Here is a 13,539-nt window from a genome sequence, read left to right as displayed (position 1 = left end):
CTTCTGTTCGGAGGTAGCCCGACTCCGGATGAGAGTACCCGGGGGTGCCGACATCGGTTCGCTGTGACGATCCGTGACGGACCCGCGGCGGTGCACAGGCCGGTGGGGATGCCGACGGGCACCACGGGATCGGCGGGGACGACGACGCCCGCGCCTCGGTGTTCGGAGGCGCGGGCGGATCGGTTCGGTCCCCGGCGTGTCGCGCCGGTTCGACGGGACGGTCAGGAAGCGGCGATCACCGATTCCAGGTGCGCACGGTTCATCCGGCGGTACTCCTCGATCAGCTCCGTGTCGGGGTGCTCGCGGTCGCGGTGCGCCCGTGCCAGCACCGCGTGACCGGACTCGGCGAGGACGACCCACGCGCGGGTGATGTGCTCGTCGTCCGGCAACCCGAAGCGGTCGCGCATGATCTGGCCCACGGTCGCGCCGAGCGCGCCCATGCGGTCCTCGGCGTCGCCCGTGCCGGTGTCTGCCGGGTCGCCGAAGCGGATGGCCCGGAAACCGGGCTCTGTGCGGTACATCTCGGCGGTCATGTCGATGAGCGCGTCGTTGGCGTCCTGCCAGGTCTCGGCGCCACTGGCGTCGAGCGCCTCGACGAAGCGGGAGGCGAGCCGCTGGGTGCAGCGGATCGCGAGTGCCTCGACCACGGCGATGCGGTCCGGGAAGTACCGGTAGACGGTGCCGATCGACGCCCCCGCGCGCTCGGCGACCATGGCGGTCGTGAGCCGTTCGAACCCGATCTCGTCGATCACCGCGGCTGCGGCGTCGAGGAGGCCGGCGAGGCGCGCCGAACTGCGGGCTTGGACCGGCTCGTTCCTGAGCAGTGATGATCCCCCCGGCAGAGCGTTCGTTACCTCGGTGACGAGCACGTGTTCTCCTCTTGCGCTCCAGCGCGGTTGGTTGGTGTGACGGGGACAACTTTCGCAGAACGCGCCTGGAACATGGCTGCGACTCACCAGTTCCGCCCCGCGCGCGGTTTCGTCAGCCGTACATGGGATGATGACGCCATGCCCGACCCGACGCCCCACGAGCCGTCGTTGGCCGAGCCGCTCCTGCACCGCGCGGCCCGCATCGAGGACGCCGTCCAGGAGTTCCGCGAGCACCGTGCACGCCGTCGCGGACTGGTGCCGACGGTGGTCCCGTACACCGGTTACGGCGCGCCCGGTTGGGTGCGCATCCTGTGCCGTGTGCTGCTGACGCGCCGCGGTCTCGCCTCCGACGTCTCCTACGCGGGCGTCCGCGGCTGGAAGAGCTTCACGAGCGTGGCCGTCGACCACGCCGAGGTCACCGTCACCGCCGGCGGTGTCTCCCACGTGGTGAAGACCGACCGTGGCGGCGTCGTCGACACCATCGTCCCGATCGACCTCGAGCCCGGCTGGCGCACGGTGCGGCTGTCGGCAGGCGGCGGACGCGACGTCGAGGCCGACGTGTTCGTCGTGCACCCGGACACCCGCTTCGGGCTGCTGTCCGACATCGACGACACCGTCATGGTGACCTCGCTCCCCCGCCCCATGCTCGCCGCCTGGAACTCGTTCGTGCTGACCGAGCACGCCCGCCGCCCGGTGCCGGGCATGTCCGTGCTGTACGAGCGGATCCTCGCGCAGCACCCCGGCTCCCCGACGGTCTACCTGTCGACAGGGGCGTGGAACGTGGCCCCGACGCTGCAGCGCTTCCTGTCCCGCAACATGTACCCGTCCGGCACGCTCCTGCTCACCGACTGGGGTCCCACCCACGACCGGTTCTTCCGCAGCGGGCAGCTGCACAAGCAGGAGAACCTGCGACGGCTCGCGAAGGACTTCCCGGACATCCGCTGGCTCCTGGTCGGCGACGACGGACAGCACGACGAGAGCCTCTACGGCGACTTCTCGCGGGAGCACCCGGACAACGTCGCGGGCGTCGCCATCCGGCAGCTGTCCACGAGCGAAGCGGTCCTGGCCGGTGGACGCTCGCGGGCGCAGGAACGCTCCCGTGACTCGTCGGCGCCGTGGGTGTACGCACCGGACGGCGCCGGTCTGTGGAGCGAGCTCGCGCGGGTCGGCATCATCGAGTCCGACGCCTCCGACCCGGCCTGAGCGACCCTTCATCACGTTCTCGGCCCGGAGCACCCGTGGCCGACCGCGGCGCTCGGGCACCGGGTGTTCGATCGGTCCATGAGCACCGAGCCGGCCGCACCGCACCCAGCCGCACCACACCCAGCCCCACCGCATCCGGCCACACCACACCCAGCCGCACCGCACACACCGCCGAACCGCATCGAGGACCACGCCCTGATCGGCGACACCGGCACCGCTGCCCTGGTCGGCCGAGACGGGACGATCGACTGGGCGTGCCTGCCGCGCTTCGACAGCTCGTCCACCTTCGCCTCGCTGCTCGGCACCGAGGACCACGGCCACTGGACCCTGCGACCCGTCGACGACGAGGCCACGGCCCAGTGGCGGTACCACGGCGACACCCTGGTGCTCTCGACCGTGTGGACCACCCGTGACGGTGTGGTCGAGGTCACCGAGTTCATGCCCGTCGGCGCGCACCGCCCCTCGATCGTCCGCCGGGTGCGCGGGCTCCGCGGCACCGTCGAACTCCGGCAGACGCTCCGGATCCGGTTCGACTACGCACGGGCCCTGCCGTGGATCCGGCAGATCGGGGACGACGACGAACCGGCGCTGCTCGCGACGGCGGGCCCTGGCTCGGTGATCGTGCGGGGACCGCAGTTCCGCGCCGACGACCACCGGCACACCGCCGTCACGACGATCCACGACGGCGACGTGCTCGACACGGTGCTCACCTGGTACCCGTCGCACCGCGAGCCGCCGGAGCCGCTCGACGTCGACGCGGCCCTCGCCCACACGGTGCAGTGGTGGACGGCGTGGACCGCCCCCGCGCAGACCACCGGTCGGTACGCCGTCGCCGCTCGACGGTCGCTGGTGTTCCTCCGCGCGATGACCCACGGCGAGACCGGTGGCGTCGTCGCCGCCGCGACCACGGGCCTGCCGGAGGACCCCGGCGGCGAACGCAACTGGGACTACCGCTACGTGTGGCTCCGCGACGCCTCCCTCGCGCTCGCGTCGCTCATCGCCCACGGCTACCGCGACGAGGCCACGCACTGGCGCGGCTGGCTGCTGCGCGCCGTCGCGGGCGACCCCGCCGACGTGCAGATCATGTACGGCATCGCCGGCGAACGCGAGCTGCCCGAACGGGAACTGCCCGAGCTGCCCGGGTACCTCGGGTCGACGCCCGTGCGCGTCGGCAACGGCGCCTCGACGCAGTACCAGGGCGACGTCTTCGGCGAGGTGCTCGCGGCACTGCACGACGCCCGCGAGCTCGGGGTCGAGGAGAACGCAGACTCCTGGGCGCTGCAGCGGGCACTGCTCGGCTACGTCGAGGAGCACTGGCAGGAACCGGACAACGGCATCTGGGAGATGCGCGGCCCGCGGCGCAGCTTCACGCACTCGCGGGTGATGATCTGGGCCGCGTTCGACCGCGGGGTCGCCGCGGTCGAGGAGTTCGGCCTCGAGGGCCCCGTCGACCGCTGGCGTACCCTGCGCGACACCGTCCGCGCCGAGATCGAGGAGCACGGCTGGAACGCCGAGCGCGGTTCGTTCCGCCAGCACTACGACACCGACGAGGTCGACGCGAGCCTGCTCGTCCTGCCGCAGGTCGGGTTCTGCCGCGCCGACGACCCCCGGATGACGGGCACGGTGCGCGCCATCGAGGAGGACCTGCGGGTCGGGGACGACGGCCTCGTGCTCCGCTACCGCACGACGGCCGGCTTCGACGGACTGTCCGGCGCCGAGCACCCGTTCCTGGCGTGCTCGTTCTGGCTGGTGGAGCAGTACGCCGCCTCCGGCCGGGTCGAGGACGCGGAGCGCCTGATGGACGTGCTCGTCGGGTACGCCAACGACGTCGGCATGCTCTCCGAGGAGATCGACGTCGCCACCGGGCACCACATCGGCAACACCCCGCAGGTGCTGTCGCACCTGACGCTCGTGTCGGCAGCGGACGCCATCGAGCGCGCCCGTGGCGCGACCGTCGGGCACCGCACGCGGTTGCCCGTCCACGACGGCGGCACCCGGTCGTGGACGGGCGAGGGTGAGCGCGCCGGCTCCCCCGCCTGACGTCCCGCTCTGCCCCCTGAAGACGCCGTCGTCTTCGCGCGACGCCGCCAAGCCGTCGAGACGCCGCCGGATCTGGCGGCGTCTCGATGACACGACGGCGTCTTGCGATGCTCTGCACGCGACTCCACGACGGACGGGAGGCCCGGTGCCAGCTGGCACCGGGCCTCCCGTCCGTCAGGGCGTCCGTTCAGGACGTCAGCAGCGCGTCCGTCAGGACGACGACTCCCAGTCCGCCGGGCCGCGCGAACCGGCGCGGTACTCCTCGAGCGGGACCTCGTCGGCCTTCCAGGCGGCAACGACCGGCTCCACGATCTCCCAGCAGCGCTCGGCCACGTCACCGCGGATGGAGAGCAGCGGGTCGTCGTGGAAGATGCCGTTCAGGACCTCGCCGTACGGGGTGAGCTCGCCGTCGCTGAACGACGACGACAGGGTGACCTGGCCCATCTCGAACGGGTTGCCACCGCCGTTGGCCGACACGGTCAGCTCGATCTCGTCCGGGTTCAGGACGATGCGGAGCGTGTCCGCCTTCGGGCGACCGCTCAGGCCGGAGGGCAAGCGGGTGACCGGCTTGAAGGTGATCAGCACCTCTTTCCGGCTGTTGCCGAGTGCCTTGCCGGAGCGCAGCGTGAACGGAACGCCCTTCCAGCGGGCCGTGTCGACCTCGACCGAGATCTCGGCGAGCGTCTCGGTGCTCCGCGACTTGTCGACGCCGTCCTCGTCCTGGTACGACGGCAGCTCCTTGCCGTCGATCGTGCCGGCCGTGTAGACGGCGCGACGCGACGCGATCTTCGGGTCGCCGCCCTTGAGCTGGGTCGAACGGAGCACCCGGGCCAGGGACGAGCGGAACTCGACCGCGTCGATGTCCGCCGGGGCGTCCATTGTCACGATGCCGAGGATCTGCAGCAGGTGCGACTGGATCATGTCGACCATCGCGCCGGCCTCGTCGTAGTACTGGGCGCGGTTCTCGAGACCGAGGGTCTCGTCGTAGAAGACGTCGACCTTCTCGATGTTGTCGGCGTTCCAGATCGGCTCGAACAGGCGGTTCGCGAAGCGCAGACCGATGATGTTCAGGACCGTGGTGCGGCCGAGGAAGTGGTCGGTGCGGTGCACGCGCTCTTCCGGGACGAGCTTGAGCACCGTCTCGTTGAGGGCCTGGGCGCTGGCGACGTCGGTGCCGAAGGGCTTCTCGAAGGCCAGGGTCGTGCCCTCGGGGAGCTCGACGTGCTCGAGCGCCTCACAGATGTCGGAGGCGATCTGCGGCGGGAGGGCGAAGTAGAGGATCGGCTCGGAGTCGGCCGCGGCCAGGAGCGCCTCGAGGTGCTTCGGGTCGGTGGGGTCGCCCTGGATGAACTGCGTCGACTCGATGGTCGCGTCGACCTCCGGCCCCTTGACGTCCTGCGACGCGAAGGACTGCGTGACGATGTCCTTCCACTTCTCGGGGCTGCGCTCGCTGCGGCCCGTGCCGATCAGCTGCACGGGGACGGCACGGCCGCTCTGCAGGAACGTGCCGAGGCCCGGCAGGAGCAGGCGGGAGGCGAGGTCGCCCGTCGCGCCGAAGATGATGAGGGTGCGCTTGTCGGTCACCTGAGGTGACTCCTTTCGCTGTGGTGGGAGGTCCGCTCCAGTCAAGTCGCGGGCGGGCCCGTTTGTTCCGGATCGGGACCGGAGTTCGTCTCCTGGACGCACTTCGGGCGGCACCGTACTGGTGCCGCCCGAAGTGTCAGGTGCGCTGCAGCGCCGGGTCAGTGCCCGAAGTTGCCGCGGTAGTACTCGTAGACCCAGCCGACCAGGGTGATCGCCACGAGGACGAGCCCGATCGGGACGATCCACAGGCCGGCGGCCACGCCGAGGAAGCACACGGCGACCGCCGCGGCCAGCAGGATGGGCCACCAGGACCACGGGCTGAAGTGCCCGAGCTCGGCGTCGCCGTCCTCGATGTTGGCGTCGGGACGGTCCTCGGGCAGGACCCCGCCCTGGGACGACATGACCTTGCCGAGGTAGAAGGCGATGAACGCCGACATCAGGCCGGTCAGGCCGATCGCCACGGTGCCCACCCACTCGGGCTCGCCGTAGTAGATCATCGCCCACGTGGTGTAGGCGGCGTCCGTCAGGATGAAGAACCCGAAGAGGATCCAGAACAGGTTGGTGTTCGCGCGCATGGCGTTACTTCACCTCGCCCTTCGCGGCGTCGTAGGTCGGGGCATCGGGGGCGTCCTTCGCGGGACCCACACCGATCGGCACACCGGCCTCGGGGTGGTTCAGGTCGAAGGCCGGGGACTCCGAACGGATACGCGGGATCGACGTGAAGTTGTGGCGCGGCGGCGGGCAGGAGGTCGCCCACTCGAGCGAGCGGCCGTAGCCCCACGGGTCGTTCACGGCGACCTTCGGTGCGTTCCGGGCGGTCACGTAGACGTTGAAGATGAACGGCAGGAACGAGATCGCGAGGATCATCGAGCCGATCGTCGACAGCTGGTTCATCCAGGTGAAGCCGTCGTTCGGCAGGTAGGTCGCGTAGCGACGCGGCATGCCGATGACGCCCAGCCAGTGCTGGATGAGGAACGTGGTGTGGAACCCGATGAACAGGAGCCAGAAGTGGATCTTGCCGAGACGCTCGTTGAGCATCTTGCCGGTCCACTTCGGCCACCAGAAGTAGAAGCCGGAGAACATCGCGAAGACGACGGTTCCGAAGACCACGTAGTGGAAGTGCGCGACGACGAAGTACGAGTCGGACACGTGGAAGTCGAGCGGCGGCGACGCCAGGATGACACCGGTCAGACCACCGAAGGTGAAGGTGATCAGGAAGCCGAGGGCCCACAGGAGCGGGGTCTCGAACGTGACCGAACCGCGCCACATCGTGCCGACCCAGTTGAAGATCTTCACGCCGGTCGGGACCGCGATGAGCATCGTCATGAGCGAGAACCACGGGAGCAGGACGCCACCGGTGACGTACATGTGGTGCGCCCACACCGTGACCGAGAGGGCCGCGATCGAGATGGTCGCGTAGACCAGGGTCTTGTACCCGAAGATCGGCTTGCGGCTGAACACCGGGAAGACCTCGGAGACGATGCCGAAGAACGGCAGCGCGATGATGTAGACCTCGGGGTGCCCGAAGAACCAGAACAGGTGCTGCCAGAGCAGGGCTCCGCCGTTGGCCGGGTTGAAGATCTGTGCGTCGAACACGCGGTCGAGCCCGAGGCCGAAGAGCGCCGTCGCGAGGACCGGGAAGGCCATCAGGACGAGGAGCGCCGTCACGAGGGTGTTCCACGTGAAGATCGACATGCGGAACATGGTCAGACCCGGGGCACGCATCGTGATGATCGTCGTGATGAAGTTCACCGCGCCGAGGATCGTCGAGAAGCCGGTCATGCCGAGCCCGAAGACCCAGAGTGTTCCGCCGAGCCCTGGTGTGAACGTCGTGTCACTCAGTGGCGCGTAGGCGAACCACCCGAACGAGGCAGCGCCCTGCGGGGTGAGGAAGCCGCCGACCGCGATGAGCGAGCCGAACAGGTAGAGCCAGAAGGCGAAGCCGTTGAGTCGCGGGAAGGCGACGTCGGGCGCACCGATCTGGAGCGGCATGATCGCGTTCGCGAAGCCGGAGAACAGTGGCGTCGCGAACATCAGCAGCATGATCGTGCCGTGCATCGTGAACAGCTGGTTGTACTGCTCCTTCGTCGCGACCACGTGCAGGCCGGGTTCGAAGAGCTGGGCACGGATCACGAGGGCCATCACACCTGCGAGCAGGAAGAAGATGAACGACGCGATCAGGTACATGTACCCGATGGTCTTGTGGTCGGTGGAGGTGATCCACCGGACGACGATGTTGCCCTTCCGACCCACCTTCGACGCCTGGAAGTCCGGCGACGAGGTCTGGGTCGGTTGGCCGACGAGTGACGTTGTCATCTGACGAGCCCCTACTTGTTCTCGCTGGACGCCTCGACCGGCGCCTTGTTGTTCGGTTCGTTGGTGTTGGTGTTGTACTCGTCACCGAGCAGACCGACCTTGCCCTGGTCCTTCAGGGTGTCGAGGTAGTCCTGGTACTGCGCCGGCGTGACGACCTTCACCTGGAAGAGCATCAGCGAGTGGTACTCACCACAGAGCTCCGCGCACTTGCCCTGGTACGTGCCGAGCTTCTCCGGGATGAAGTACTCCCAGTTGGTCTTGCCCGGGAGCATGTCCTTCTTGTACAGGAAGTCGATGACCCAGAAGGAGTGGTCGACGTCGCGCGAGGAGAGCTCGATCGCGACCTTCTTGCCCTTCGGCAGGTAGAGGGTCGGCAGCTGCGACTCGTCGATCGCCCCGTTGGCGTTCTCTTCTTCCTGGGCCTGGATGCCCTGGTAGTAGACGCTCTCTTCGGGGTTGTCCTTGTTGATGTAGTTGAAGTCCCACGCCCAGCGCTTGCCGTACACGTGCACGGTGGCGTCCGGGTCGGCGAAGGGCTTCTCGATCGCGGCCTGGTCCTTCGCGGTGAAGGCGAAGAAGCCCAGCACCAGGATCAGCGGCACGATCGTGTAGAAGATCTCGAGCGGCATGTTGTACCGCATCTGCACGGGCAGGCCGGTCTGGCCCTTCCGGCGGCGGTAGACGATCGCTGCCCAGATGACGAGGCCCCACACGATGAGACCGACGGCGAGGAGAACGACCCAGCTGGTGGTCCACAGGCCGACGATGCGGCTCGTGTGGTTGGTGACGTCCTTCGTCTCCTCCGTGCCGGGGAGCCATCCGTTCATCTGCTGCTGCGTGCAGCCAGCCAGTGCGATGACCAGACCGACGGCCACCGGGACGGCCGCCCAACGTATACGGCGATTCGAACGCACTGTTACCTCTCGCAAAAGACGTGAGCTTCAGGAGGTCAGCCCGTCGAGTCCGACGGCGAGCCGCACGAAGGCGGCGCATGGCTGGCTCCCAGCTTGATTGGAACACTCCTAGCTTACTCGCAGCTCGGTACCGCTCGCGCACACACGACACGGTTCTGGCCTCGATCCGCACGTCTGCGGGCACGATTTCGCCCGGTCGCACCGCGCCCCGGCGCGCCACGTCCGGTCACACGAACGCGAGCGGGGAGCGACCCTTCCGGTCGCTCCCCGCTCGCGTGTCGGATCGCTGGCGATCAGTGGAAGCTGTCACCACAGGCGCAGCTGCCCTGCGCGTTCGGGTTGTCGATCGTGAAGCCCTGCTTCTGGATCGTGTCCTCGAAGTCGATCGTCGCGCCGTCGAGGTACGGGACGCTCATCTTGTCGACGACGACCTCGACCCCGTCGAACTCGGCGGTGACGTCACCGTCGAGCAGGCGCTCGTCGAAGTAGAGCTGGTAGATCAGGCCCGAGCAGCCACCGGGCTGGACGGCGAGGCGCAGGCGCAGGTCGTCGCGGCCCTCCTGCTCGAGCAGGCTCGCCACCTTGCCGGCAGCGGCGTCGCTCAGGAGGACGCCGTGCGACTGCGTTTCGGTCGCCGGTGCTTCGGTGATGGTGTCGCTCATCGCGCGTCTCCCTCCGGGCGGTGCTGGTCACCGCGCCTGGCGTCGATTGTAAGCACCCTCAGCTGCGCGTCGCGAGCCTGGCGAGCAGGATCGTCTCCGACGCGATGGCACGGTGCAGGACGCCGAGGTGCTGCGACTCGTTCGGGCTGTGGGCGCGGGTGTCCGGGTCCTCGACGCCGGTGACCAGGATCTGCGCGTCCGGGAACTCCGCGGCGAGGTCGGACACGAACGGGATCGACCCACCGATGCCCTGCTCGACCGCCTCGGCGCCCCACCCCTCGCGCATGGCCGTGCGGGCCTCCTGGACGGCCCAGCCGGCGGTGTCGACGAGGAACCCGTCGCCGCTGTCCGGCTCGGTGATCTCCATCCGTGCGCCGAACGGGACGTGCTCGCGCAGGTGCCGCTCGACGGCAGCGGACGCCTGCCGGGAGTCCTGACCGGGGGCGACGCGGACCGAGACCCGTGCCGAGACCGTGGGCAGCAGCGTGTTCGAGGCGTTCGCGACGCTCGGCACGTCCATGCCGGTCACCGTGATCGACGGCTGGAACCACATGCGGGACAGCACGGCGCCGGTGCCGATCGGGCGGACACCGGGCACGAGCGCGGCGTCGACGGCGAGTTCGTCCTCGGTGCGCTCCGGCACGTCGGCCTCGTACGAGGACAGCCCCTCGACGGCGACCGAGCCGTCGGCGTCGTGCAGCGAGGCGAGCAGCCGCACCATGGGGATCATCGCGTCCGGGGCTGCTCCCCCGAACATCCCGCTGTGGCTGGCGTGCTCGAGCGTGGTCAGGGTGAGCTTGAAGGTGACGTTGCCGCGCAGCGAGACCGTGATCGACGGGACCTCGGTGGACCAGTTGTCGCTGTCCGCCACGACGATGACGTCGGCGGCGAGCTGCTCCTTCTGCTCGCGCAGGAACGTGCGGAACGAGCGGGAGCCGAACTCCTCCTCACCCTCGACGAAGAGCACGATCCCGAGGTCGAGGTCGTCACCGAACTGGGCGTGCACCGCGCGGAGCGACGCGATGTGCGTCATCACGCCGGCCTTGTCGTCCGAGGCACCGCGGCCGTACAGGCGGTCACCGCGGAGGGTCGGCTCGAACGGCGGCGTCTCCCACAGGGCCTCGTCGCCCTGCGGCTGCACGTCGTGGTGGGCGTAGAGCATCACCGTCGGCTTGCCGTTCCGCGCCGGGCGCACCGCGAGCACCGCGGGCTGGCCGAGCTCGGTCTCCGCGTCGGCCTCCGCGACGTCGGCCGTCGACCCGGACACCGCGGACCGCACGATCCGGACGTCGTCCGCGCCGAACACCCCGGTCGACCGGGCGAGGTCCGCGACGGCCTCGGCACTCGCACGCACGTTCGCCGGGTCGAAGGCCGACCAGGACACCGACGGCAGGCGCACCAGCGCGGACAGGTCGGCGATCGTCGTGGGCAGTGCCCCCTGCACGTGTTCGCGCAGGGCGTCGAGGAGCGCGGGGTCGGTCGCGGGGCTGTGCTGTTCGCTGTCGGTCATGCCCGGTAATCTAGAGGAGATCCCGCACGCACACCGCCGTTAGGAACGCACCGTGGCGAAGGCAGCCCCCAAGACCAACACGACCGTCAACCCGACCGAGGCCGAGCTCCTCGAGCAGGGCAAGGGCCGCCCCACGCCGTCCCGCCGCGAGCGAGAGGCAGCGAACCGCCGCCCCCTCGTCGGCAACACGCCGGTCGACAAGAAGGCCGCCCGCGCCCGCCTCAACTCGGAGCGCGAGCGTGCCCGGGTCGGCATGGCCAACGGCGAGGAGCGCTACCTGCCGGCGAAGGACCGCGGTGAGCAGCGACGCTTCGTCCGCGACTGGATCGACGCCCGCTGGAACGTCGGCGAGGTCATGATGCCCGTGCTCGTGCTGTTCCTCATCGTCGGGTTCGCGGCCGCGCAGACGGTCATCGCCTCCTACTCGCTCCTGCTCGTGTGGGCGTTCGTGGCGCTGTTCATCATCGACTGCGTGGTGCTGTGGCTGTCGCTCCGCCGCAAGCTCACCAACAAGTTCGGCGAGCTCCAGCGCGGCACGTTCCTCTACATCCTCACGCGGGCGTGGCAGCTGCGCTTCCTGCGGCTGCCGAAGCCCCAGGTCCGGCGTGGGCAGTACCCCACGCTCTAGCCACACGCACACGACGAAGCGCCGCCCGGCCTGCCGGGCGGCGCTTCGTCGTTCCCGCTCCCCCACTTCCCACTCCCCCGTTCGTGCTTCGTGAGCAGGAATGGTCGGGTGGGCGCGGCGCACCCGACCATTCCTGCTCACGAAGCGGCCGTGGGCGCGCCCACAGGACGGACTGGAGGCCCGTGGCGGTGTCGCCACGGGCCTCCAGTCCGTCAGGTGGTCGCGTCTACCGCGCGGCGCGACGCAGCCGCCGACGGCGCAGCCGGTTGATGCGCCCGGCCCAGGTCGGCCCCTCGTAGAGGAACGCTGTGTAGCCCTGCACGAGCGTCGCGCCGGCGTCGATGCGGTCCTGCACGTCCTGCTCGGTGGTCACACCACCGACGGCGATGACGCAGAAGTCGGCGGGCACCGCGGCGCGGACGCGACGCAGGACCTCGAGCGAGCGAGCGGCGACCGGCGCACCGGAGAGGCCCCCGGCACCCATCGCCTCGACGTCGGACGGATCGGCGGTCAGCCCGTCGCGGGAGATCGTCGTGTTGTTCGCGATCACCCCGGACAGCCCGAGCTCGACCGCGAGGCCCGCTATCGCGTCGATCTGCTCGTCGGTCAGGTCCGGTGCGATCTTGACGAGCACCGGCGTCCGGCCGGCGGCGTCGCGCACCGCGGACAGCAGCGGTCGGAGCTGGTCGAGTTCCTGCAGTCCGCGCAGACCGGGCGTGTTCGGCGAGCTGACGTTGACCGCCAGGTAGTCGGCGAACGTCGCGAGCCGGCGGGTGGACTCGAGGTAGTCGTCGATGGCGTCCTCGACGGAGACGACCCGGCTCTTGCCGATGTTCACGCCGATGACCGGTCGGCCGGGGTTCCGGCGGGCGCGCTCGAGGCGTCGGGCGGCCGCTGCGGCGCCGTGGTTGTTGAAGCCCATGCGGTTGATCAGGGCGCGGTCGCCGATCAGCCGGAACAGGCGCGGGCGCTCGTTGCCGGGCTGCGGCTTGGCGGTGATGGTGCCGACCTCGACGTGGCCGAATCCGAGCAGGCCGAGACCGGCGATGCCGCGGGCGTCCTTGTCGAACCCGGCCGCGAGACCGAAGCGCGACGGGAAGTGGATGCCCATCGTGGTGATGCCGTCGGCCGCCGCGGGACGGCAGTACCGCTCGACGACGCCGCTCAGGAACGGCACGCGAGGCAGCCCCGCGATGACGGCGAACGCCAGGTGGTGGGCACGTTCCGGGTCCATGTTCGCGAACACGGAACGGAACACGACGCGGTAGCCGCCGCGCACGATCCGTTCGGCGATGCCGCTCACGCGCGCGTGCCGGACGGTGCGGACGACCCGGCGGCCGTGTCGGATGCCCCGTGGTGGTCGCGGCGGAGCTGGCCGATGGCGTCCTCGAAGTCCTCGAGCGAGTCGAACGCCTGGTAGACGCTCGCGAACCGCAGGTAGGCGACCTCGTCGAGCTCCCGCAGGGGCGCGAGGATCGCGAGGCCGATGTCGTTCGCGTCGATCTGGCTGGATCCGGAGGACCGCACGGTCTCCTCGACGCGCTGCGCGAGCACGGCCAGGTCACCGTCGGTGACCGGGCGCCCCTGGCACGCCTTGCGTACGCCGGAGACGATCTTGTCGCGGCTGAACGGCTCGGTGACACCGTTGCGCTTCACGACGTTGAGCGATGCGGTCTCGGTGGTCGAGAACCGTCGACCGCAGTTGGGGCACTGTCGACGGCGGCGGATGGAGGTTCCGTCGTCGCTCGTCCGTGAGTCGACGACGCGGGAGTCCGGGTGGCGGCAGAAGGGGCAGAACATGTCGTTCCCCAGG

General features: G+C 69.7%; 12 protein-coding genes. 3 read left to right on the top strand and 9 right to left on the bottom strand.

Annotation, left to right across the window (positions count from 1 at the left end; all coding sequences use genetic code 11):
• Nucleotides 1-221: 221 nt before the first annotated feature.
• Entirely contained in the window at nt 222-1,028 is an 807-nt protein-coding gene (locus tag DEJ19_RS07800) for a TetR/AcrR family transcriptional regulator (protein WP_284176599.1), read from the bottom strand.
• Between DEJ19_RS07800 and DEJ19_RS07795 the strand changes: the two genes are divergently transcribed.
• Both DEJ19_RS07795 and DEJ19_RS07790 read left to right on the top strand, forming a co-directional pair.
• Entirely contained in the window at nt 1,008-2,072 is a 1,065-nt protein-coding gene (locus DEJ19_RS07795; RefSeq protein ID WP_111225147.1) for an App1 family protein phosphatidate phosphatase, read from the top strand. The genes DEJ19_RS07800 and DEJ19_RS07795 overlap by 21 nt on opposite strands.
• A 78-nt stretch (nt 2,073-2,150) precedes the next feature.
• Nucleotides 2,151-4,112 carry a glycoside hydrolase family 15 protein gene (locus tag DEJ19_RS07790; protein WP_258377425.1) on the top strand — a complete coding sequence of 654 codons (1,962 nt, stop codon included), beginning with the start codon at nt 2,151-2,153 and terminating at the stop codon, nt 4,110-4,112.
• 210 nt (nt 4,113-4,322) lie between these two features.
• Here DEJ19_RS07790 and DEJ19_RS07785 read toward each other — a convergent pair whose 3' ends face one another.
• The 6 genes from DEJ19_RS07785 to DEJ19_RS07760 all read right to left on the bottom strand — a co-directional run bounded on the left by DEJ19_RS07785 (nt 4,323) and on the right by DEJ19_RS07760 (nt 11,098).
• Nucleotides 4,323-5,696: a glucose-6-phosphate dehydrogenase gene (locus tag DEJ19_RS07785; protein ID WP_071405720.1), complete on the bottom strand. Its 1,374-nt coding sequence runs from the start codon at nt 5,694-5,696 to the stop codon at nt 4,323-4,325.
• A gap of 158 nt (nt 5,697-5,854) precedes the next feature.
• The gene (locus DEJ19_RS07780; protein ID WP_111233527.1) at nt 5,855-6,271 is read right to left on the bottom strand and encodes a cytochrome c oxidase subunit 4; all 417 of its coding nucleotides are present in this window, start codon (nt 6,269-6,271) and stop codon (nt 5,855-5,857) included.
• A 4-nt stretch (nt 6,272-6,275) separates the two neighbouring features.
• Nucleotides 6,276-8,012: an aa3-type cytochrome oxidase subunit I gene (gene ctaD / locus DEJ19_RS07775; RefSeq protein ID WP_027465266.1), complete on the bottom strand. Its 1,737-nt coding sequence runs from the start codon at nt 8,010-8,012 to the stop codon at nt 6,276-6,278.
• Nucleotides 8,013-8,023: 11 nt separating this feature from the next.
• On the bottom strand, nt 8,024-8,926 hold the full coding sequence (gene ctaC, locus DEJ19_RS07770) for an aa3-type cytochrome oxidase subunit II (protein WP_111233526.1): 903 nt from the start codon (nt 8,924-8,926) through the stop codon (nt 8,024-8,026).
• A gap of 293 nt (nt 8,927-9,219) precedes the next feature.
• Complete coding sequence (locus DEJ19_RS07765; RefSeq protein WP_035808216.1) at nt 9,220-9,588, bottom strand: HesB/IscA family protein; 369 nt, start codon at nt 9,586-9,588, stop codon at nt 9,220-9,222.
• A 58-nt stretch (nt 9,589-9,646) separates the two neighbouring features.
• Nucleotides 9,647-11,098, bottom strand: coding sequence for a dipeptidase (locus DEJ19_RS07760; protein ID WP_111233525.1), 1,452 nt, complete (start codon nt 11,096-11,098; stop codon nt 9,647-9,649).
• A 52-nt stretch (nt 11,099-11,150) separates the two neighbouring features.
• Between DEJ19_RS07760 and DEJ19_RS07755 the strand changes: the two genes are divergently transcribed.
• The gene (locus tag DEJ19_RS07755) at nt 11,151-11,726 is read left to right on the top strand and encodes a DUF3043 domain-containing protein (protein ID WP_110864629.1); all 576 of its coding nucleotides are present in this window, start codon (nt 11,151-11,153) and stop codon (nt 11,724-11,726) included.
• A gap of 226 nt (nt 11,727-11,952) precedes the next feature.
• Here DEJ19_RS07755 and DEJ19_RS07750 read toward each other — a convergent pair whose 3' ends face one another.
• Both DEJ19_RS07750 and nrdR read right to left on the bottom strand, forming a co-directional pair.
• Nucleotides 11,953-13,029, bottom strand: a complete 1,077-nt coding sequence (locus DEJ19_RS07750; RefSeq protein WP_111095413.1) for a quinone-dependent dihydroorotate dehydrogenase — start codon at nt 13,027-13,029, stop codon at nt 11,953-11,955.
• Nucleotides 13,026-13,526 (bottom strand): transcriptional regulator NrdR, encoded by a 501-nt coding sequence (nrdR, locus tag DEJ19_RS07745; RefSeq protein WP_027465260.1) that lies wholly within the window; start codon nt 13,524-13,526, stop codon nt 13,026-13,028. Before nrdR ends, DEJ19_RS07750 begins: the two co-directional genes overlap by 4 nt.
• Nucleotides 13,527-13,539 lie beyond the last annotated feature (13 nt).

This window comes from Curtobacterium sp. MCSS17_016 (assembly GCF_003234255.2).
In the GTDB taxonomy this organism is placed as follows: Bacteria; Actinomycetota; Actinomycetes; order Actinomycetales; family Microbacteriaceae; genus Curtobacterium; species Curtobacterium flaccumfaciens.
This window is presented reverse-complemented; position numbering and strand designations above follow the sequence as displayed.

Bases quoted from the DNA above. Each gene is read 5' to 3' on its own strand.
- DEJ19_RS07795 (WP_111225147.1), top strand. From the start codon at position 1,008: ATGCCCGACCCGACGCCCCACGAGCCGTCGTTGGCCGAGCCGCTCCTG.
- DEJ19_RS07790 (WP_258377425.1), top strand. From the start codon at position 2,151: ATGAGCACCGAGCCGGCCGCACCGCACCCAGCCGCACCACACCCAGCC.
- DEJ19_RS07780 (WP_111233527.1), bottom strand. From the start codon at position 6,271: ATGCGCGCGAACACCAACCTGTTCTGGATCCTCTTCGGGTTCTTCATC.
- ctaD (WP_027465266.1), bottom strand. From the start codon at position 8,012: ATGACAACGTCACTCGTCGGCCAACCGACCCAGACCTCGTCGCCGGAC.
- DEJ19_RS07765 (WP_035808216.1), bottom strand. From the start codon at position 9,588: ATGAGCGACACCATCACCGAAGCACCGGCGACCGAAACGCAGTCGCAC.
- DEJ19_RS07760 (WP_111233525.1), bottom strand. From the start codon at position 11,098: ATGACCGACAGCGAACAGCACAGCCCCGCGACCGACCCCGCGCTCCTC.
- nrdR (WP_027465260.1), bottom strand. From the start codon at position 13,526: ATGTTCTGCCCCTTCTGCCGCCACCCGGACTCCCGCGTCGTCGACTCA.